This is a genomic window from Bradyrhizobium sp. SUTN9-2 (assembly GCF_003122645.1).
Lineage (GTDB): Bacteria > Pseudomonadota > Alphaproteobacteria > Rhizobiales > Xanthobacteraceae > Bradyrhizobium > Bradyrhizobium yuanmingense.
The window spans coordinates 5818440-5839568 of sequence record NZ_LAXE01000001.1 but is presented as its reverse complement, the minus strand read 5'-3'; the positions used below and the strand labels follow the sequence as shown (position 1 = coordinate 5839568).

Annotated in this window: 16 protein-coding genes; all 16 read left to right on the top strand. The window is 64.8% G+C overall.

Features of this window, described 5'->3' with window-relative positions; translation table 11 throughout:
- Positions 1–93 precede the first annotated feature (93 nt).
- The 16 genes from ccmI (at position 94) to XF30_RS26995 (ending at position 21031) form a co-directional block, all read left to right on the top strand.
- Complete coding sequence (ccmI, locus tag XF30_RS27070; RefSeq protein WP_036005789.1) at positions 94–1200, top strand: c-type cytochrome biogenesis protein CcmI; 1107 nt, start codon at positions 94–96, stop codon at positions 1198–1200.
- A gap of 34 nt (positions 1201–1234) precedes the next feature.
- The gene (ccmE, locus tag XF30_RS27065) at positions 1235–1759 is read left to right on the top strand and encodes a cytochrome c maturation protein CcmE (protein ID WP_057027208.1); all 525 of its coding nucleotides are present in this window, start codon (positions 1235–1237) and stop codon (positions 1757–1759) included.
- Positions 1756–3738, top strand: coding sequence for a heme lyase CcmF/NrfE family subunit (locus tag XF30_RS27060; protein ID WP_109144360.1), 1983 nt, complete (start codon positions 1756–1758; stop codon positions 3736–3738). The genes ccmE and XF30_RS27060 overlap by 4 nt, the downstream gene beginning before the upstream one ends.
- 4 nt (positions 3739–3742) lie before the next feature.
- On the top strand, positions 3743–4225 hold the full coding sequence (locus XF30_RS27055) for a cytochrome c-type biogenesis protein (protein WP_036005780.1): 483 nt from the start codon (positions 3743–3745) through the stop codon (positions 4223–4225).
- A gap of 112 nt (positions 4226–4337) precedes the next feature.
- Complete coding sequence (locus XF30_RS27050) at positions 4338–5681, top strand: methyl-accepting chemotaxis protein (protein ID WP_036035201.1); 1344 nt, start codon at positions 4338–4340, stop codon at positions 5679–5681.
- Positions 5682–5901: 220 nt separating this feature from the next.
- Positions 5902–7482, top strand: coding sequence for a Do family serine endopeptidase (locus tag XF30_RS27045; protein WP_036005773.1), 1581 nt, complete (start codon positions 5902–5904; stop codon positions 7480–7482).
- 276 nt (positions 7483–7758) lie between these two features.
- Positions 7759–8439, top strand: coding sequence for a response regulator transcription factor (locus tag XF30_RS27040; protein ID WP_109145866.1), 681 nt, complete (start codon positions 7759–7761; stop codon positions 8437–8439).
- A 181-nt stretch (positions 8440–8620) separates the two neighbouring features.
- Positions 8621–9847, top strand: a complete 1227-nt coding sequence (locus XF30_RS27035; protein WP_082641338.1) for a TetR/AcrR family transcriptional regulator — start codon at positions 8621–8623, stop codon at positions 9845–9847.
- A gap of 275 nt (positions 9848–10122) precedes the next feature.
- The gene (locus tag XF30_RS27030; RefSeq protein ID WP_036005770.1) at positions 10123–11355 is read left to right on the top strand and encodes a branched-chain amino acid ABC transporter substrate-binding protein; all 1233 of its coding nucleotides are present in this window, start codon (positions 10123–10125) and stop codon (positions 11353–11355) included.
- Positions 11356–11469: 114 nt separating this feature from the next.
- Positions 11470–12417 (top strand): branched-chain amino acid ABC transporter permease, encoded by a 948-nt coding sequence (locus tag XF30_RS27025; protein WP_036005767.1) that lies wholly within the window; start codon positions 11470–11472, stop codon positions 12415–12417.
- Positions 12414–13718, top strand: a complete 1305-nt coding sequence (locus XF30_RS27020) for a branched-chain amino acid ABC transporter permease (RefSeq protein WP_109144359.1) — start codon at positions 12414–12416, stop codon at positions 13716–13718. The genes XF30_RS27025 and XF30_RS27020 overlap by 4 nt, the downstream gene beginning before the upstream one ends.
- Positions 13715–14464: an ABC transporter ATP-binding protein gene (locus XF30_RS27015; RefSeq protein ID WP_036005761.1), complete on the top strand. Its 750-nt coding sequence runs from the start codon at positions 13715–13717 to the stop codon at positions 14462–14464. The genes XF30_RS27020 and XF30_RS27015 overlap by 4 nt, the downstream gene beginning before the upstream one ends.
- The gene (locus XF30_RS27010; RefSeq protein WP_036005758.1) at positions 14464–15159 is read left to right on the top strand and encodes an ABC transporter ATP-binding protein; all 696 of its coding nucleotides are present in this window, start codon (positions 14464–14466) and stop codon (positions 15157–15159) included. Before XF30_RS27015 ends, XF30_RS27010 begins: the two co-directional genes overlap by 1 nt.
- A gap of 366 nt (positions 15160–15525) precedes the next feature.
- On the top strand, positions 15526–16986 hold the full coding sequence (locus tag XF30_RS27005; RefSeq protein WP_109144358.1) for a sensor histidine kinase: 1461 nt from the start codon (positions 15526–15528) through the stop codon (positions 16984–16986).
- Positions 16983–19970, top strand: coding sequence for a bifunctional [glutamine synthetase] adenylyltransferase/[glutamine synthetase]-adenylyl-L-tyrosine phosphorylase (locus XF30_RS27000; protein ID WP_109144357.1), 2988 nt, complete (start codon positions 16983–16985; stop codon positions 19968–19970). The genes XF30_RS27005 and XF30_RS27000 overlap by 4 nt, the downstream gene beginning before the upstream one ends.
- 167 nt (positions 19971–20137) lie before the next feature.
- The gene (locus tag XF30_RS26995) at positions 20138–21031 is read left to right on the top strand and encodes a LysR family transcriptional regulator (protein ID WP_036005748.1); all 894 of its coding nucleotides are present in this window, start codon (positions 20138–20140) and stop codon (positions 21029–21031) included.
- Positions 21032–21129 lie beyond the last annotated feature (98 nt).

The following is a 21129-nucleotide window of genomic DNA, read 5'->3' as shown; positions in this document are numbered from 1 at the left end:
GCGCCGCCTTGACAATTGTCAATTGCCGCATCGTCCGGCCGTGGTGTAAAGGCACCTACAGGCGCGGTTCGGGCGCCGCCGGAAGCTTGCCAGATGACGCTATGGTTCGTGTTCGCGCTGATGACGGTCGCGGCGATTTTCGCCGTGCTCTTGCCGCTTGGCCGCACCAGCCGCGCACAAGATCAGGGCAGCGAGGTCGCGGTCTACAAGGACCAGCTGGCCGAGATCGAGCGTGATCTCGCCGCAGGGTTGATCTTGGCGCCGGAGGCGGAGGCTGCGCGCGTCGAGGTTAGCCGCAGGCTGCTCGCGGCGGCGGCCAGCGAGCCGGCAACGGCGCCGAAGTCGAACCTCAAATGGCGCCGTGCGGCGGCCGTGCTGGCGCTTGCCGGACTGCCGCTCATCGCGGCCGGCGTCTACATGCCACTCGGCTCGCCCCGGCTGCAGGACTTTCCCCTTGCGCAGCGGGAGCGCGGGGGTGGCATGGCGCAGTCGCTCGAGAACCTCGTCGTGCAGGTCGAGCAGCATCTTGAGAAGAATCCGACGGACGGGCGCGGCTGGAACGTGCTCGCGCCGGTTCTGGAGCGGCTCGGCCGCTTCGACGACGCGGTGCGCGCCTATCGCAACTCGCTCACTTACAACGGTGAGAGCGCGGAGCGCCGGTCCGATCTCGGCGAAGCGATCTCGGCTGCCGCCGGCGGCGTGGTGACCGCCGAGGCCAAGGCCGAATTCGAGCGCGCACACGCCTTGAACGCCGACGATCCCAAGGCGAATTACTTTCTGGGCCTTGCCGCCGAGCAGGACGGCCGCAAGGACGACGCGGCCAATATCTGGCGCGCGCTGCTTGCGAAAGCGCCTGCGGATGCGCCGTGGCGTGCCCTGGTGCAGTCCTCGCTGGCACGGGTCGGTGGCGGCGGCACGCTGCCGGCGCTGTCCGACGAGACGATTGCTGCCTCCAAGGACATGGCCGAAACCGATCGCAACGCCATGGTGCGCGGCATGGTCGATCGTCTCGCGACGCGGCTGAAACAGAACGGCGACGATGTCGAGGGCTGGCTGCGTCTGGTGCGCGCCTATCTGGTGATGGGCGAGCGGGACAAGGCAATGGGCGCTTCGGCCGATGCCCGGCAGGCGGTTGCCAGCAACGCCGAGCGGCTGCGCCAGCTCAACGAAGGCCTGAAGACTCTCGGGATCGGCGGATGATTTCGGGACGACAGATGCGGAGAACGGATACGCCATGACGCGCAAGCAGCGACGTATGACCATCATCGGCGGATCGCTCGCCGTGCTCGCGCTCGCGGCCGCGCTGGTGCTCAACGCGCTGCGCGACTCCATCGTGTTCTTCTCGACCCCGACCATGGTCGCCGAGAAGCATGTCGAGCCCGGCAAGCGGTTTCGCCTCGGCGGCCTGGTGCAGCCCGGCTCGCTCCAGCGCGGCGACAATCTTGCGGTGACGTTCGAGGTCGCCGACGGCAACGCCAAGCTGCCCGTCGCCTTCAAAGGCATTCTGCCCGATCTGTTCCGCGAAGGGCAGGGCGTCGTCGCGGAAGGCGCACTCGATGCCAACGGCGTGTTCAAGGCCGATACCGTCCTTGCCAAGCACGACGAGACCTACATGCCCAAGGACGTCGCCGATGCCCTGAAGAAGCAGGGGCACTGGAAGGACGATTACGGTACCCAAGGTTCCGGCACCCAAGCTTCTGGCGCTGCCACCCCCGCGGCGACGACCGCGCAGGGCAATCCGCAGGGAGCGGTGCGGTGATCGCGGAATCAGGACATTACGCGCTGGTACTGGCGCTCGCCCTCGCACTGATCCAGTCCGTCGTGCCGCTGATCGGCGCGCGCCTTGGCGACGCCGCCCTAATGAACGTGGCGCGCTCGACCGCACTGGCTCAGCTGCTGTTCGTCGGCGCCTCGTTCACGGCGCTGGTGATGCTGCACGTGAACTCGGATTTCTCCGTCGCCAACGTCTACGAGAATTCCCACTCGATGAAGCCGCTGCTCTACAAGATTACCGGCGTGTGGGGAAACCATGAAGGCTCGATGCTGCTGTGGGTGTTGATCCTGGCGCTGTTCGGCGGCTTGGTCGCCAGCTTCGGCAATAATCTGCCGCTCTCGCTGCGCGCGCATGTGCTGGCTGTGCAGGCCTGGGTCGCCAGCGCGTTCTACCTCTTCATCCTGATGACATCGAACCCGTTCCTGCGCATCGCGAGCCCGCCGATCGAGGGACGCGATCTCAATCCCGTGCTTCAGGACATCGGTCTCGCCGTGCATCCGCCGATGCTCTATCTCGGCTATGTCGGCTTTTCGATCTCGTTCTCATTCGCGATCGCGGCGCTGATGGAGGGACGGATCGATGCGGCCTGGGCGCGCTGGGTGCGGCCCTGGACGCTGGTCGCCTGGATCTTCCTGACCCTCGGCATCGCCATGGGCTCGTATTGGGCCTATTACGAGCTCGGCTGGGGCGGCTGGTGGTTCTGGGATCCGGTGGAGAACGCTTCGCTGATGCCGTGGCTCGCCGGCACCGCGCTCTTGCATTCGGCGCTGGTGATGGAGAAGCGCAACGCGCTGAAGGTCTGGACCATCCTGCTCTCGATCCTGACCTTCTCGCTGTCGCTGCTCGGCACCTTTCTGGTGCGCTCGGGCGTCATCACCTCGGTGCACGCCTTCGCCACCGATCCGACCCGCGGCGTGTTCATCCTCTTGATCCTATGCCTGTTCATCGGCGGCAGCCTGTCGCTGTTCGCGGGCCGCGCCACATCGCTGAAGCAGGGCGGCCTGTTCGCACCGATCTCGCGCGAGGGCGCGCTGGTGCTGAACAATCTGCTGCTCACGGTGGCCTGCGCGGTGGTGCTGTTCGGCACGCTCTATCCGCTCGCGATGGAGATGCTCGCCGATTTCAAGATGTCGGTCGGCGCGCCCTTCTACAATCTGAGCTTCGCGCCGCTGTTCGCGCTGCTGCTGCTCGCGGTGCCGTTCGGGCCGATGCTGGCGTGGAAGCGCGGCGACCTGCTCGGCGTGATGCAACGTCTGCTCGCGGCCGGGGTTGCCGGGCTGGTCGTGGTCGCCATCGTCTGGGCCTGGGTGCGGGGCGGCAGCGCGCTGGCGCCGCTCGCGATCGGGCTCGGCGTCTTCGTCATCGCCGGCGCGGTCACCGACCTCGTCGAACGGACGGGCCTGGTGCGCCTGCCGTTCGCAACGGTGCTGCACCGGGCGCGCGGCCTGCCGCGCTCGGCCTGGGGCACCGCGTTCGCGCATGCCGCCCTCGGCGTTGCGCTGATCGGGATCGTCTGCGAGACCACCTGGAACAGCGAATACATCGCGACCATGAAACCGAACGAGACTGCCCATGTCGCCGGCTACGATCTGAAGCTCGACGGGCTGTTTCAACGCCAGGGCCCGAACTACCGCGAGATGATCGCAGAGTTCAAGATCAGCCGCGATGGCGAGGCGGTCACGGTGATGACGCCGTCCAAGCGCAGCTTCACCACCCGCGGCTCCTCGACGACGGAGGCCGCGCTGTTGACCAGCGGCGCGAGCCAGCTCTACGTCTCGCTCGGCGACGCCACCGCCGAAGGCGCCATCGCCGTGCGCATCTATCACAAGCCGCTGGTTCTCCTGATCTGGTGGGGACCGGTGCTGATGGCGTTCGGCGGCGTGCTCTCACTCTCCGACCGCCGTCTGCGGGTCGGCGCGCCGAAGCCGGCGCGGGCCAAGCAGCGCCTCCAGCCCGCGGAATGACCCGATGCGCCGGATGATGGCCGCGTTCATCGCGTTGGTGTTGCTGGCTTTGCCGGCGGCCCACGCCGTGCAGCCCGACGAGATCATGCCGGATCCGGTGAAGGAATCGCGCGCGCGCGAATTGTCGCGCGAGCTTCGCTGCATGGTTTGCCAGAATCAGTCGATCGACGATTCCGATGCGCCGCTGGCGCGCGATCTCAGACTGCTGGTGCGCGAGCGCATCGCGGCCGGCGACAGCAATTCGCAGGTGCTCGATTTCCTGGTGGCGCGGTACGGCGAGTTCGTGCTGCTCAAGCCGCGCTTCGAGCTGCAGACCCTGCTGCTGTGGCTGCTCGGGCCGGTGCTGCTGATCGGCGGCGGCCTGGCGCTGTGGCTGCAAATCCGCCGCCGCTCGCGAACTGGTGTGGACGTACCGGCACCGCCGCTCACGCCCGACGAGAAGGCACGGCTCGCGGCCTTGATGTCGGACGAACCCAAATCGCCCTGAAGCCGTCTACGTCGTGCCACGCAGTGCGCGGCAACGGCTGCGTGGTTCATGCTAAATTGACCTTTGTCTGGAAGCTTGTCGCGAGATTTGATTCCAGCTCCTGAGTCCCCCGATGTTCGCGAACAGCAATCTGACGATCCGCTTCCTGGTCGGCGCCGTCGTCGCTGCGTTATTGTTCCTGCTTGGCATCGGCGGCGGCACCGGCTTCATCGCGGTCCTCTATCTCAACAACGAGATCACCAGCCTGTCCTCGAACTTCGCCGCGCTGAGCGGCCCGGCGCGCGACCATGCCATGCAGATCTACCAGCAGGCGCAGACCGCGTTTTCTTATTTCCTGGTCGCCTGCGGCGTGATCGCCGTCGTCGCTTTCGCGATCTGCTTCACCACCTGGTTCGCCGTGCGCAACGGCATCCTCAATCCCCTCGCGGCCATCGTGCATGCCATGCGCGAGGTTGCCGACCAGAAGTTCGAGACATCAGTTCCGGGGCTCGGCCGCACCAACGAGATCGGCCTGCTCGCCGGTGCGCTGGAGGTGTTCAAGACCAACGGCCTCGAGCGGCGCCGCCTCTCCGAGCAGCAGCTGCATGAAGCGCAGCATCAGGCCGAGCGGTCGAAATTCCTCGATAACAGGATCAAGCGCTTCAACGATCTCGTCGCCAGTGTCGTCGCCAGCGTGGCGTCATCGGCCGTGCATCTGAAGACCAACGCGGAGACGCTGTCGCGGACCGCCAACGACACCAGCACCAAGGCCAATGCGGTCGCGAGCGCGGCGAGCCAGGCCAGCGCGAGCGTGCAGACGGTTGCAGGGTCTGCCGAGGCGATGACGAACTCGATCGGCACGATCAGCCGCCGCGTCACGGACGCGACCCAGCGCGCCGAAGGCGCTGCAAGCCAGGCGGAGAAGAGCCGCGATACCATTCACACGCTGTCGGATGCCGCCGAAAAGATCGGTGAGGTCGTCCAGCTCGTCCAGGCGATCGCATCGCAGACCAATCTCCTGGCGCTCAACGCCACCATCGAGGCGGCACGGGCCGGCGAAGCGGGCAAGGGGTTTGCGGTGGTCGCCTCGGAAGTGAAGAACCTGGCGCATCAGACCAGCAAGGCGACGGAGGAGATAACCTCGCAGGTCGCCAGCATTCAGGGCATCACCGCGGAGACCCGCGGCGCGATCGACGGCATTTCCAGGACGCTGTCGGAGATCTCGTCGATCATGTCGGGCATCGAGGTCGACACCGCCCAGCAGCGCAACGCCACACAGGAGATCACGCGCAGCGCCCAGGACGCCGCGCGCGGAACCCTCGACGTCTCCAACCATATCGTCCAGATCACCTCCACCTCGGCCGAGACCGGCCGCATGGCGGCCGAAGCCAGGGATTCGGCCGTCGATCTGTCGCGGCAGGCCGAGACCTTGAAGCGCGAAGTCGACGAGTTCATCGTCAGTGTCAGGGCGAGCTGAGGGGCCAGAATTCGCGCCTGCCGCTTTGTCGGGGAACTCGATTAAGTTCCTGTAAGACCACGATTTTTGGCCTGTGCTAAACTGCCGCATCGGCCCCGACCATCATTACGAAAGTTTAACCCCGCCGCCAGCGCGCGGTAAGGCGGGAGTCCCCATCTTCAGGTCCGCAAGGTGCCGGCATCCGGCACCAACAGGAATTCAGGGCTCTGGAGATTTCCGCATGAACGATCGTATCGACCTTTCGAACCTCCCGTCCTACCGGCAGCCGCGCCGGTCGGTGTTTTCCGCGCGCAAGCTCGCGCTGATGGCTTCGGTCGTCGCCGGTCTCGGCGCGGCCGTCTATGGCTTCAGCCCGTCGACCTCGCCGGCCGACCTGTTCTCCAGCCCGGCGCATGCGCAGGTCAACAACGAGGTCCGCAAGGTCGAGCGTCCGGTCGGCTTCGCCGACGTGGTCGAGCGCGTGAAGCCTTCGGTGATCTCGGTGAAGGTCAACATGAAGGAGAAGACCGCCAGCAATGACGACGGCGACGATTCCTCCTCGCCGTTCCAGCCGGGCTCGCCGATGGAGCGCTTCTTCCGCCGCTTCGGTGGTCCGGATGGTTTGCCCCCCGGCCTGAAGGGCGGCCGTGGCCGCGTCGTGCAGGGGCAGGGCTCCGGCTTTTTCATCTCGGCTGACGGCTATGCCGTGACCAACAACCACGTGGTCGATGGCGCCGACAAGGTCGAGGTTACCACCGACGACGGCAAGACCTACACCGCCAAGGTGATCGGCACCGACCAGCGCACCGACCTCGCGCTGATCAAGGTCGAAGGCAGCACGAACTTCCCCTTCGCCAAGCTCGCCGACAGCAAACCGCGGATCGGCGACTGGGTGCTCGCGGTCGGCAATCCCTTCGGTCTCGGCGGCACCGTGACCGCGGGCATCGTCTCGGCGAGCGGCCGCGACATCGGCAACGGCCCGTATGACGATTTCATCCAGATCGACGCGCCCGTGAACAAGGGTAATTCCGGCGGTCCGGCCTTCGACACCAACGGCGAGGTGATGGGCGTCAACACCGCGATCTACTCGCCCTCCGGCGGCAGCGTCGGCATCGCGTTCTCGATCCCGGCCAACACCGTCAAGAGCGTGGTTGCGCAGCTCAAGGACAAGGGCTCGGTCAGCCGCGGCTGGATCGGCGTCCAGATCCAGCCCGTCACCTCCGACATCGCCGACAGCCTCGGCATGAAGAAGGCCGAAGGCGCGCTGGTGGCGGAACCGCAGGCCAACGGTCCGGCGGCAAAGGCCGGTATCGAGTCCGGCGACGTGATCACCGCGGTCAACGGCGACCCCGTCAAGGATGCCCGCGAGCTCGCCCGCACGATCGGCGGCATGGCGCCCGGCGCGTCCGTGAAGCTCAACGTGCTGCACAAGGGCCAGGACAAGGTCGTCAACCTCACCCTCGGCCAGCTGCCGAACACGGTCGAGGCCAAGGCCGACACCGACAAGGACAGCGGCAAGGGCGCCAGCAAGGGCACCGACGTGCCGAAGCTCGGCATGACCGTTGCGCCGGCCAATTCCGTGGCCGGTGCCGGCAAGGAAGGCGTCGTGGTCACCGAGGTCGATCCGAAGAGCGCGGCGGCCGAACGCGGCTTCAAGGAAGGCGACGTGATCCTCGAGGTCGGCGGCAAGAGCGTGGCAACCGCCGGCGAAGTCCGCGACGCCATCAATGCGGCGCGGACCGACAACAAGAACAGCGTCCTGATGCGCGTGAAGAGCGGCGGCCAGTCGCGCTTCGTCGCGGTGCCCATCGCCAAGGGCTGAGGCCTTCAGGAGGCCCACGAGATGAAGGGTACCGCCGGCATCAGTCGCCCCCGCCGCCGGTGCCCTTCGGGGAAGCAGCGCAACGCTGGCTTCCCTCATCTACCTTCCGGTGGAATTACGCCCCCCTCCGTCGGAAGGCCTAGGGCGGTGAGGTCCCCCCAGCTTCACCGCCCGCCTTTTTCCCCGCTTCGAGCCTCTCCTGCTCGGCTTGCATGCGGTCGCCGCTCGCGCCATGTTTAGAGAAGGTTGACCTCCTTGACCGCCGCCGAACGCACGATGCGCCTCCTCATCATCGAAGACGACCGTGAATCCGCCGATTACCTCGCCAAGGCGTTTCGCGAAGTCGGACACATCGCCGACCACGCCGCCGACGGCGAGGAAGGCCTCGCCATGGCAGAGAACGGCGAATACGACGTGGTGGTGGTCGACCGCATGCTGCCCAAGCGCGACGGGCTGTCGCTGATCGGCGCATTGCGCGACAAGGGCAATACGACGCCGGTGCTGATTCTCTCCGCGCTCGGGCAGGTCGATGACCGCATCAAGGGTCTGCGCGCGGGCGGCGACGATTATCTGCCGAAGCCCTATTCCTTCGCCGAGCTGCTGGCCCGCGTCGAAGTGCTGTCGCGCCGCCGCGGCGGTCCCGCCGAGGAGACGCTTTATCGCGTCGGCGATCTCGAGCTCGACCGGCTCTCGCATCGCGTCGCCCGCGGCAAGGACGAGCTGACGCTGCAGCCGCGCGAATTTCGCTTGCTCGAATACCTCATGAAGCACGCCGGCCAGGTGGTGACGCGGACCATGCTGCTGGAGAATGTCTGGGACTATCATTTCGATCCGCAGACCAACGTCATCGACGTGCACATCTCGCGGCTGCGCTCCAAGATCGACAAGGGCTTCGAGCGCCCGCTGCTGCACACGATCCGCGGCGCCGGATACATGATCCGTGACGGCATGAGATAGGGCGTTCGGCGTCGATCTACGGCGCGCCTGCAATCATCGGCTGCGTCTTCATTTGCACCGCCGTCCGAGGGTTGCGGGCGATACTGGCCTAACGCCTCGTCCGATGGCAAGAATATCCGACGTGTGGTAGTGGACGTTTCACCGGGGTGAATCCGTCCACGATCAGGAAGGATATTCAAGCTTGCAAGTCGCCGCCTTCCCGTCCGACCGAGCTGAAGAGATCCTCGTGTCGGCTTCCAAGCTGTTTGCCCGCCATAGCTATGCGAATGTGACGATGGAGCAGGTCGCAGCATCGGTTCGATCGGTGCCGGGAGCGCTGTACCACTACTTCCGCGACAAGGAAGACCTGATCTTTCACTGCTACCTGCGCGGTCTTGCGATCTACAGGCACGAAATCGAGACGGCGGCCGAACCCGGGATAGACGGGCTCGAAATCGTCAGGCGCTTCATAAGAGCCCGGCTGCGGCCTGAAGGCCAGCGCATGATCCTGTTCTCCGACATCGATGCACTGGCTGCGTCTTACAGCAAAGACGTGCATGCCAGGCGCTGGCAGAATGCCGCGCTGCTCGCCGACTTTCTGAAGCGTGGCATTGCCGACGGCTCGATTGCCTGCGAGGAGCCGCTCCTTACGGCCGTCGCCCTCATCTCCATCCTGGATTGGGTTCCGTTCTGGTTCTCCGAGCGCGACTATTATTCGCGCCAGCAGGCGATTGATGCCATTGACGACATCATCACGCATGGGGTGTATCGGCGTGAGATTGCCTTACCGGACATGCCTGAAGCGCCGAGCCTGGCACCATTTCTCCAATCCCGCTCGAAATTGAACAAGCGCGCCGCGAAGCTGGACAGGATGCTCTCGATTGCTTCGGACAGTTTCAATCGAAGGGGCGCGTCCGGTACGTCGCTCGAGAGCATCGCGGCGGAGGCAGGCATGACCCGCGCCGGCATCTATTATCATTTCAGCGAGAAGGAGCGCCTCTTGCTGGCTTGCCTGCGAAGAGGTCTGGCCGGTGAGATCGGGATTCGAGAATATTTGCAGGACCTGAGGCTCGGGGCGTTCGATTACGTCGTCCAGAGAGTCCGCCTGTTGTTGATGCTGCACGATACCCCTTGCGGCCCGAAGGCGACCTACCACAACATCAACTATCTCAACGACGTTGACCGCAAGCACTATGTCAGGCAGGTGCTCGCAACGATCCAGCAGGACCAGAGAAACCACCAGTGTTGGATCGACGAGGGATACTTCCGCAGCGTCGACACTTACTTCGCCGAACGCGTTCTGACTGGAATGGGCCACTGGTACCCGATCTGGTTCAGGGACGAGCGGAGCTGGTCTCCGATGCAGATTGCCGATTATTTTTCGCGGCTGTTCCTTTTGGGGCTCAAGCCCCGTCGGGGAGTGGTATAAAGCAACCAATCTGAGACCCTGATCGCGCTCTTCATCCTTTCCCGTTCGGACTTGATGTCAGCCGCAGATTGAGCGCGGCTTTGATCCCAAAAGTTGCCTGTGAATTCAATATTCCGGACGGCGCGCGGCAATCTTCACGTTGAGGCCGCAATTACTTCTTGCACCAAAACTTTACACAGTATTCAATATTGGAGTAGCGAAGAGTGGGCGCGACCGACGTTGTGAGTCAGCTTCGATCGCCAAGGACAAGAACATACAAAAGGGAGAAGGCCAGGATGCACAAGCTCGCAATTGCTGCGGCGGCAGCGCTGACGATGCTCGGAGGAGCGGCATTCGCGCAGGAAACAATCAAGTTCGGCTACATCGATCCGCTGTCCGGCGGTGGCGCCAGCATCGGTGAAGGCGGCTTGAAGACGTTCCAGTATCTGGCTGACGAGATCAACGCCAAGGGCGGCATATTGGGCCGCAAGATCGAGATTCTGCCTCTCGACAACAAGACCAACCCGCAGGAAAGCCTGGTGCAGGCGCAGAAGGCCATCGATGCCGGCGCCCGCTTCATCACGCAAGGCAACGGCTCGTCGGTCGCCGCAGCGCTGTCCGACTTCGTTACCAAGAACAACACGCGCAATCCCGGCAAGGAAGTGCTCTACTTCAACTATGCCGCCGTAGATCCGAGCCTGACCAACGAAAAGTGCAGCTACTGGCATTTTCGCTGGGATGCGAGCTCCGACATCAAGATGGAAGCGCTCACCAGCTACATGAAGGATGTCCCCGCGATCAAGAAGGTGTACCTGATCAACCAGGACTACTCCTTCGGCCAGTCGGTGCGTGCGGATGCGCGCAAGATGCTGGGCGCCAAGCGGCCCGACATCCAAATCGTCGGTGACGAACTGCATCCGCTGTTGAAGATCACCGACTTCTCGCCTTATATCGCCAAGATCAAGGCTTCGGGCGCCGATAGCGTCGTGACCGGCAACTGGGGCCAGGACATCGCACTGCTGCTCAAAGCCGCGGCGGACGCCGGCCTGAAGGTCAATTGGTACACCTACTATGCCGGCGGCGCTGGTGGTCCGACCGCAATCAAGCAGACCGGTCTCGACCATCAGGTCTTCCAGATCACCGAGGGCTTTGCCAATTCCGGCCACCAGCCGGCGATGGACTTCGAAAAGACCTTCCGTGCCAAGGTCAACATGTCGCTTTGGTATCCGCGCGCCGTCAACGAGATGCGCATGTTCAAGGCCGCGGCCGAGAAGGCCAACTCGCTCGACCCGGTGAAGGTCGCGGCTGCCCTCGAGGATCTCAAGTTCGAGGTGCTGGATGGCGGTGAGGGCGTCATGCGCAAGGACGATCACCAGTTCTTCCAGCCGATCTACATCTCCTCCTTCGGCAAGCTCGCTGCAGACGAGCCGTTCGACGAGGAAGGCACCGGCTGGGGATGGCATCTGGTTTCCAAGATCGACACATCCAAGACGATGGTTCCCACAACTTGCAAGATGACCCGGCCGTAAGCCTGGAATAGCTTTGCCTTCCCGCAGCCGACAGCGGCTCGCGGGAAGGTTGCTGCTCGCATCCGGACCGACTTCGCCGGGGCCGTTTCTGTCCCGGCCAGAGGTGTGATTACTGTGCTTGAACTGATCGTTATATCGACGCTGAACGGTCTGCTGTTCGGCATGCTGCTGTTCCTGCTGTCGAGCGGCCTGACCGTCATCTTCAGCATGATGGGCGTGCTCAACTTCGCCCATGCCAGCTTTTACATGCTCGGCGCCTTCTTCGGTTTCCAGCTCACCAAATGGATTGGCTTCTGGCCGGCCCTGCTGCTGGCTCCGCTGCTGGTCGGCGCGATCGGCATGGCGGTCGAGCGCTACGGCCTGCGCAATACGCACAAGCACGGCCATGTGGCGGAGTTGCTCCTGACCTTCGGTCTTGCGTTCGCGATCGAAGAAATCGTGGCGATGATGTGGGGCAGGAGCCCCGTCGATTACCGCGTGCCGGCGCTGCTCGACTTTCCGGCCTTCACGATCTTCTCGACGAATTATCCCGCCTACAAGATTTTCATGCTGGCTGTGTCGATCCTGATATTCATCGTGTTGCTGATGGTGCTCAAGCGCACGAGGGTGGGCCTGATCGTTCAGGCCGCGCTGACGCATCCCCATATGGTGGGGCATCTCGGTCACAATGTCGGACGCATATTCATGCTGGTGTTCGGCGTCGGCAGCGCGCTGGCGGGAATTGCCGGCGTGATCGCCGGTCCGGCGCTGGTGACGCAGTCCGACATGGCCGCGGCGCTGGGACCGATCCTGTTCGTCGTCATCGTGTTTGGCGGCCTCGGCTCCTTGCCGGGCGCCTTCATCGCCTCGCTGGTGATCGGCCTGATACAGACCTTCGCGGTGGCGCTGAACGGTTCGTTGGCGAGCGCCTTCGGTCCGCTCGATCCGTCGGCAGGGCCGTCCGTGCTCACCGACATCTGGAACGTCACCATTGCCCAGGTGGCGCCGATCGTACCCTACCTGCTGCTGGTGATCATTCTGATCGTACGCCCCATGGGCCTGATGGGGACGCGCGAGACATGAACGCCAAAACGACATCGACGCCGACATCGACATTCGCAGGGAAGCCGGCCGGCGACGGCCTGCGCTTCTACGGCATATGGCTTGCCGGCGTCGCCGTGCTGATCGTGCTGCCGCTGATCTTCTCCTCCGGCGGCTCGCTGACGTCCTTCAGCCTGATCGGCATCGCGATCGTGTTCGCGCTGTCCTACAACATCCTGCTCGGCCAGACCGGCCTCTTGTCGTTCGGCCATGCGGTGCATTACGGCCTCGGCGGCTTCGCAGCGTGCCACATGATGAATGCAGTGGTCTCGCACGGCTGGCCAATCCCGCTGCCGTTCATACCGCTGTTCGGTGGACTCGGCGGCCTCGTTTTCGCGATCATCATCGGCTGGCTGATGACCAAGCGGGCTGGTACCGTGTTCTCGATGATCTCGCTCGGCATTGCCGAACTGGTGGCGTCGTCCTCGCTGATCCTGCGTTCGGTGTTCGGCGGCGAGTCCGGAATATCGACCGACCGCACGGCTTTGCCGAAGATCTTCGGCTTGAGTTTCGGCCCGCAGCTTCAGGTCTATTACCTCATCGCGTTCTGGCTGGTGATCTCGGCCGTCGCGATGTATGCGCTGACGCGGACCCCGCTGGGGCGAATCAGCAATGCGGTGCGGGACAACCCCGAGCGCGTCCAGTTCATCGGTTATGATCCGCACGTGGTGCGCTACATCGCCTTCTGTTTTGCCGGCTTCTTCGCTGGCGTGGCAGGGGGCCTGGCCGCGATCAACTTCGAGATCGCCAACGCCGCCTATCTCGGCGCGATCCAATCCGGCCTCGTGCTGTTCTCGACCTTCATTGGCGGCGTCGCGTACTTCTTCGGACCCATCCTGGGTGCAATCCTCGTGACCTATCTTCAGCTCGGGCTGACCAGCGTCACCGGCGTGTGGCAGCTCTATTTCGGCATTATGTTCATCGGCATCGTGATGCTGTCCCCCGGCGGCATCGCCGGGCTGGTCATGATGCACCGGCCGCTGGTTCGCGCCGGAACTCTGCCGACGGTGATCCCTTCCTATCTGATCGCGGCGGTGCCGACCTTGGCACTGGCTTGCGGTGTGATCCTGACGATCGAATCGATCGCGCGCACGCATAGCGGTCAGGGCAATCCGATCAACCTGTTCGGCGTTGCCTTCAGTCCGGCGTCGCCGCTGACGTGGGCGAGCGCGGCGGTCCTCCTCATCGGCGGCTTCTTCGTCGCGCGCCTGAGCTGGCGGCGCGTCGCCGAGGCATGGGACCGCGCGGCGACGGTCGCGCGCGATCGGGGGTACTTGGCATGACGGCAGCGATCGAAGTCCGCGCCGTTGAGAAGCGCTTTGGCAATGTCGGCATCATCCGCGATCTCAATCTCAGCGTCGCGCAAGGTGAGCGTCACGCCATCATCGGTCCGAACGGTGCCGGGAAATCGACGACGTTCAATCTCATCAGTGGCCACATCAAGCCGACCTCGGGCGAGGTGAGACTGAACGGCGATGTGATCTCCGGCCTCAGGCCGTTCGAGATCAACCGGCGCGGCCTGTCGCGGTCGTTCCAGGTCACCAACGTATTCGCGCGCATGTCGGTCTGGGAGAACGTCCGCTGTGCCGTGCTGTGGGCGACGGGGCACCGTTACGCCTTCTGGAAGAACGTCGATAGCCTGCCGGAGGTGCGCGAGCGCACGGCGCAAATCCTCGACGACATCCATCTGACGCATCGGCGCGATGTTCCGGCCGGCTTGTTGACCTACGCGGAGCAGCGCGAACTCGAGATCGGCATCACCATCGCCAGCGGCGCGACCGTCGTGCTGCTGGACGAACCGACGGCGGGCATGAGCCACGCCGAGACCGACCGCGCGGTGTCGCTGATCCGACGCCTGACCGAGGGCAAGACCCTGGTCATCGTCGAACACGACATGAGCGTTGTGTTCGGCCTGGCCGACCGCATTTCCGTGCTGGTCTACGGCCACATCATTGCTTCCGGCACGCCGGAGGAGATCAGGCGGGACCCGAAAGTTAAGGAAGCCTATCTCGGCGAGGAGGCGCACTGATGCTGGAGGTCAGGGACCTGCACGCCTATTACGGCAAGAGCCACATTCTCCAGGGCGTCGATCTCGACGTTGCGGCAGGCGAGGTCGTCAGCCTGCTCGGCCGCAACGGCGTCGGACGTTCGACCACTGTCAAGGCGATCATGGGCGAGGTTGCGCCGCAAGGCACGATCCGCTTCAAAGGCAAGGACATCGCGGGGCTGCCGAGCTACAGGATCGCGCGCCTCGGTCTCGGCTATGTGCCGGAGCATCGGGACATCTTTCCGGGGCTGACGGTCCGCCAGAATCTGCTCCTCGGCATCAAGGATACGCGGCGTCCCGGCAAATGGCAGCTTCAGGACATGCTCGACATGTTTCCGAATCTTGCCGCGCGGGCAGATACGCCTGCGGGGGTGCTGTCAGGCGGCGAGAAGCAGATGCTCACGACGTGCCGGACCCTGATGGGCGACCCCGATCTCATCATGATCGACGAGCCGACCGAAGGTCTTGCGCCCTTGATCGTGCAGCAGGTCGGCGATCTCATCGCCCGCATTGCGCAGGCCGGCGTCGCAATTTTGCTCGTCGAGCAGAAGCTGTCGATTGCGATGAAGATCTCCAACCGCGTCTACGTCATGGGGCACGGTCGTGTGGTCTTCGAAGGTACGCCCGAGCAACTGAAATCAAACAGCGACGTTCGCGCGCAATGGCTGGAAGTGTGAGGGAAGCCGGCGGGTTTGACCGCAATGGCGCGATGCCCTCGACAAGGACGTCCGCCCGTAACGGCTGATGTTCCTCAGCGTGGTCGGAAGGGGAGGCCCACAGCGGATCACTGCTCCCGCAGGCTCCGTCCGGTGTCCGCATGGCCCGAGCTTGCGGGGATTTAACTTGGTTCCGATCGAGTGCCCCTTTAACGTTCCGCGTGCGCCTATCACGTGTGGTCACGAATGCCTTTCGCGTTGCTCGTTCCACAAGGGACCTAGGCGCAGGTGCGACAATCTATAGGCTATGTTATTGCAAACAAAGCGAAATACGTGAGTGTCGATGCTCGTGATGCAGGCGCGTGGTTGAAACTGGGTACATGATCCGTGACGGCATTCGGTAAACTCGTCCGCACCACGGCGTTCCGGCTGACGCTGGTCTATCTGCTGCTGTTCGCGATGTTCGCGGCCTCGCTGCTGGCCTATTTCGCCTGGAATACGCGGCGGCTGATCACCGAGGAGATCACGCAGACCGTCAATGCCGAGACCTCGGAGATCAACGAGATCTACGACCGCCGCGGCCTAGTCGGTCTCGTGCGCACGATCGAGTATCGGGCGCTGCGGCCAGGCGCCAATCTCTATCTCGTGACCACGCCGACGGGCCAGGCAATCGCCGGCAATGTCGGCTCGCTGGCGCCGGGCGTTATGGCGACGCGCGGCTGGTCGGAGACAGCCTACCGGCGGATCGAGGACAGCGATGACCGCGATCATCGCGCGCTCGTTCGCGTCACCGAATTGGAGAACGGCTTCCGGCTTCTGATCGGCCGCGACCTCGCAGAGCGGCGGCGCCTGTTCGGCATCGTCGCCAAGGCGGCGCAGTTTTCGGTCTTGATCGTCGTCGTGCTCGGCCTCGGCGGCGGCATCTTCGTCGCGCGGCGGGTGCTGAGGCGCATCGACGCGATGACCGGCACGGCGCAGCGGATCATGACCGGCGATCTCAGCGAGCGCCTGCCCGTGGGGCGCAGCGGCGACGAGATCGATCGCCTCGCTGAGAACCTGAACGCCATGCTGGAGCGGATCGAGGCGCTGATGGCGGGGCTGAAGGAGGTTTCCGACAACATCGCCCACGACCTCAAGACGCCGCTGACGCGGCTGCGCAATCGCGCCGAGGAGGCGCTGGCGAAATCGGGCTGCGAGGCGGATTATCGCGCCGCGCTGGAGCGGACCATCGAGGAGTCCGACGGGCTGATCCGGACCTTCAATGCGCTTCTGATGATCGCGCGCGCGGAATCCGGACAGGCGCGCGGCAACATGGACGACTTCGATGCCGCGGAGGTCGCGGAGGGCATCCACGAGCTCTACGAGCCGCTCGCCGAGGACGACGGCATGACCCTGAAGGTCAAGTGCGAGCCGACGCCGGTTCATGCCAATCGCGAGCTGATCAGCCAGGCGCTTGCCAATCTTGTCGAGAACGCGATCAAATACGGCCAGCCCGCGGCACAGCCGGCGGGAACCGTGGTCAGCATGGACGCGAGGCAAATCACCATCGAGGCGAGGCGCGAGGGCGACCAGGTGCTGCTCAGCGTCACCGATCGCGGCCCCGGCATCCCCGAAGCCGACCGCAAGCACGTCATCGAGCGATTCGTGCGGCTGGAGGCCAGCCGCACGCTGCCGGGCTCGGGCCTCGGCCTCAGCCTCGCCTCGGCGGTGGCGACGTTGCACGGCGGCGAATTGCGCTTGGGCGATGCCTATCCCGGCCTCGTCGCCACGCTCGTGCTGCCGGCGCGCGCGGGCGCCGGCGACAGGGTTGCTCCGCCAACACCGGATGTGCCACAGAAGGTGGCATGAACCACTCCGCGCCGGGAAACGCGGACAAGCATGGTGAGAGGCTGGCCGCACGCTTCGCGGAGGCTCCCCATATTGCCGCTTCCGCAACCGACGAACCCCGTTTCGAAAGCTGGCTGGCCGAGCTCGAGCCGGTACAATCGGCCCGTCTCGAAACGCATCTCGGTCATCCCTTCGTCCGCGAGATCCTGACCGGGATCGCGGAATTCTCGCCCTATCTGTTCGAACTGGTGCGCGCCGATGCCCTGCGCCTGATCCGGCTGCTCGAATGCGATCCGGATGCGCATCTGACGGCGCTGATCGCGGAGGCGCGCAGCGCGGTGCTCGCGGCTTCGGAGGAGGCCGAGGTGATGCGGCTGCTCCGCCGCATGAAGGCTGAGGCTGCGCTCCTGATCGCGCTGTGCGATATCGGCGGTGTCTGGCCGGTGATGCGGGTGACGGCGGCGCTGACCGATGTCGCGGTGTCCTCGGTGCAGGCGGCACTGCAATATCTGCTGCGGCAGGAAGCCGCACGCGGCAAGCTCTCACCGCCCAATCCCGAGGCACCCGAAGAGGGCTGCGGGCTGATCGTGCTCGCGATGGGCAAGATGGGTGCGGGCGAGCTGAACTATTCCAGCGATATCGATCTCATCGTGTTCTTCGATCCCGATGCGACGACCCTCGCGCCCGATATCGAGCCGCAGCCGTTCTTCGTCCGCGTGACGCAAGGCATGGCGCGCATCCTGCAGCAGCGCACCTATGATGGTTACGTCTTCCGCGTCGATTTGCGGCTGCGGCCCGACCCGTCCTCGACGCAGGTGGCGATCTCGCGGGACGCCGCGCTGAACTATTACGAGCGGGAAGGGCGCACCTGGGAGCGCGCCGCGATGATCAAGGCGCGGACCTGTGCCGGCGATTCAAAAGCGGGCGAGGCATTGCTCGCCGAGATCGGGCCGTTCGTCTGGCGCAAGCATCTCGACTTTGCCGCACTTGCCGACGTACACGACATGAAGCGGCAGATGCAGACCTATCGCGGCCAGAGCGAGGTTGCGGTCGAGGGCCACAACGTCAAGGTCGGACGCGGCGGCATTCGCGAGATCGAATTCTTCGCGCAGACCCAGCAATTGATTGCCGGCGGCCGCCATCCGGAATTGCGGGTGCGGCCGACACTGCGGGCGCTTGACGTGCTCGCCGCCAGCAACTGGATCACTGTGGCGGCGCGCGACGAGCTGGCGACCGCCTACGAATTCCTGCGCCGTGTCGAGCATCGCCTGCAGATGATCGCCGACGAGCAAACCCACACGCTGCCGGAGGACAAGCAAGCGGTCGAGCGCTTTGCGTGGTTCTTCGGCTATCGGACTCGGGAGGCCTTTGCGCGCGACCTCTTGCGCCAGCTCCAGATCGTCCAGGGCCATTACGAAAAACTGTTCGAGGGCGATGACCCCACCGGCACGGCGAGGCTGCCGGCGCTCGACTACGGTGCGGGCCCCGATGATCCGCGCCTGCTGCAGCACCTCGCGACGCTCGGCTTCAAGAAGCCCGCCGCGGTCGCGCAGACGGTGCGCGACTGGATCACCGGCGACTATCGCGTCTTCCGCGTTGAGGCGACGCGAAGCGCCTTCGTCGAGTTCGTGCCGGCCTTGATCGACGGCCTTGCCCATGCCGAAGAGCCGGATCGCGCCGTCGTTTCGTTCGATCATTTCCTCGGCGCGCTGCAGCGCGGCGGCCGGCTGATCACGCTGCTCGGCCAGAACCGCGATCTCGTCGCGCTGGTGGCGCTGGTGCTGGGAGCCGCGCCGCGGCTCGGCGACATGCTGGCGCGGCAGCCTCAGCTGATGGATGGCCTGATCGATCCGCGCTTCTTCGGCGCCATGCCCGACAGGCAGGAATTGTCGGGGCGGCTCGCGACCACCGTGCAGGACGCCGGCTCATACGAGGAGTTCCTCGATCGCCTGCGCCTGTTCGGGCAGGAGAGCCTGTTCCTGATCGGCACACGCATCCTCTCCGGCACCGTCTCGGCGCAGCAGGCGAGCACGGCCTTCGCCGACGTCGCGGAGGGAATCGTCCACACCGTGCACGGTCTCGTCGCCGATCGCTTCGCCGCCCAGCACGGCCGCATCAAGGGTCAGGAGACCGCGATCGTCGCGATGGGCCGGCTCGGCAGCCGCGAGATGACGGCCTCGTCCGATCTCGACCTGATCCTGCTCTATGATTTCGACGGCGACCATCCGGACTCCGACGGGGTGAAATCGCTTCACGGCGCACACTATTTCGCCCGTTTCACCCAGCGCCTGATCAGCGCCTTCACGACCCGCACCAATTACGGCGTGCTCTACGAGATCGACATGCGGCTGCGGCCCTCGGGACGCGCAGGTCCGGTGGCTTCGAGCCTCGTCTCGTTCGCGGACTACCAGGCGAACGAAGCCTGGACCTGGGAGCACATGGCATTGACGCGTGCGCGCGTGGTCTCGGCTTCGCCCGAATTCCGGGAACGGATCGAGCGCGTCATCCGCGATGTCCTGACCCGCCGCCGCGATCCTGCCATCACCGCCAACGACGTCGCCGACATGCGGCGTGCGATTGCGCAGGAGAAGGGCGAGGCCGATTGCTGGGATCTCAAGCATGCCGCCGGCGGCATGGTCGACATCGACTTCATCGCGCAATATCTCCAGCTCGTGCACGCGCACGACAAGCCCGAGATTCTCGACGTCAGCACCATGCAGGTGCTGGAAAATGCCTGCAGGATCGGCGTGCTCGCGCAATCGGAGACGGAGATCCTACGCGCCGCGGCGCGGCTCTATCACGACCTCACGCAGATCCTGCGTCTCTGCGTCAGCGAGCGCTTCAAGCCTGATACCGCCGGCACCGACCTGCAGCGCGTCATGGCGCGCGCCGGCGACGCGCCGGACTTCTCCTCACTGGAGGCGCGGGTGAAGGAGACCCAGAGCGAGGTGCGGCGCGTGTTCAGGGCGCTGCTGGAAGGGTCATCGCCTGCTTCAGCGCGGTGACCGAGCTCATCGCTCAGAAGCTGCGATTGCGGATTCGGACCGATTTGCAACCGCAATCGATCGATACGGATTGGTCATGAAAGTTGGGTCGGCTGCGGGTTTTTACGTGTTGGTGCAGGTCCGGCGTGCTAGCTTGCATGCGAGATGGAATCCGAGGGGACGGCCGGTTGATCGACAAGCTTGAACTATTGCTGGCGCTGGCGAAGGAGCGGCATTTCGGACGCGCGGCCGAGGCCTGCGGCGTGACGCAACCGACGATGTCGACCGGGCTCAAGCAGCTCGAGGAAATTCTCGGCGTGATGCTGGTCCAACGCGGCTCGCGCTTTCAGGGATTTACGCCGGAAGGCGAGCGGGCGCTCGACTGGGCGCGGCGGATCGTGGGCGATGCCCGCGCGATGCGCGACGAGATCAACGGGCTGAAGCATCAGCTCTCCGGCGAGATCCGCATCGCGGCGGTCCCGACCGTGCTCGGCATGGTCGCCGCGCTGACGACGCCGTTTCGTGCCAAGCATCCGGAGGTGCGCTTCCGCATCCAGTCCACCACCTCGTCCGAGGTGCTGGGGCTCTTGGAAAATCTCGAGGTCGATGCGGGGCTGACCTATATCGAGAACGAGCCGATCGGCAAGGTGCGCACCATCCCGCTCTACAACGAGAGCTATCGCCTGCTCACCGCGCCGGACGCGATGTTCGGCGATCGCGAGACGGTGACCTGGACCGAGGTCGGGCAGGTGCCGCTGTGCCTCTTGACGCCAGACATGCAGAACCGCCGCATCATCGACCGCGCATTGCGATCGGTCGGCGCGGAGGCGACACCGACGCTGACGTCGAACTCGCTGCTGGTGCTGTTCACGCACGTCAAGACCGGGCGCTGGGCCAGCGTGATGCCGGCCAAGCTCGCCGAGACGCTCGGCCTGTCCGACACCGTCCGCTCGATCCCGATCGTCGACCCCGAGGTCAATTACAGCATCGGCCTGGTGATCCCGCAACGCGATCCCATGACGCCGCTGATTGCAGCGCTGGTCAACGTCGCGCGCGAAGTCGCGCCGACACTGCAATCGTAAGCGGAAGGTCTTTTGGCTGAGCCGAGTGAACCGAGAGCTCTTCTTCCCCTCTCCCCTTGTGGGAGAGGGTGGCTCGCCGCGTAGCGGCGAGACGGGTG

Coding starts and splice junctions, on each gene's coding strand:
- XF30_RS27055 (WP_036005780.1), top strand. CDS start 3,743: ATGCGCCGGATGATGGCCGCGTTCATCGCGTTGGTGTTGCTGGCTTTG.
- XF30_RS27020 (WP_109144359.1), top strand. CDS start 12,414: ATGAACGCCAAAACGACATCGACGCCGACATCGACATTCGCAGGGAAG.
- XF30_RS27010 (WP_036005758.1), top strand. CDS start 14,464: ATGCTGGAGGTCAGGGACCTGCACGCCTATTACGGCAAGAGCCACATT.
- ccmE (WP_057027208.1), top strand. CDS start 1,235: ATGACGCGCAAGCAGCGACGTATGACCATCATCGGCGGATCGCTCGCC.
- XF30_RS27050 (WP_036035201.1), top strand. CDS start 4,338: ATGTTCGCGAACAGCAATCTGACGATCCGCTTCCTGGTCGGCGCCGTC.
- XF30_RS27030 (WP_036005770.1), top strand. CDS start 10,123: ATGCACAAGCTCGCAATTGCTGCGGCGGCAGCGCTGACGATGCTCGGA.
- ccmI (WP_036005789.1), top strand. CDS start 94: ATGACGCTATGGTTCGTGTTCGCGCTGATGACGGTCGCGGCGATTTTC.
- XF30_RS27015 (WP_036005761.1), top strand. CDS start 13,715: ATGACGGCAGCGATCGAAGTCCGCGCCGTTGAGAAGCGCTTTGGCAAT.
- XF30_RS27045 (WP_036005773.1), top strand. CDS start 5,902: ATGAACGATCGTATCGACCTTTCGAACCTCCCGTCCTACCGGCAGCCG.
- XF30_RS27000 (WP_109144357.1), top strand. CDS start 16,983: ATGAACCACTCCGCGCCGGGAAACGCGGACAAGCATGGTGAGAGGCTG.
- XF30_RS27040 (WP_109145866.1), top strand. CDS start 7,759: ATGCGCCTCCTCATCATCGAAGACGACCGTGAATCCGCCGATTACCTC.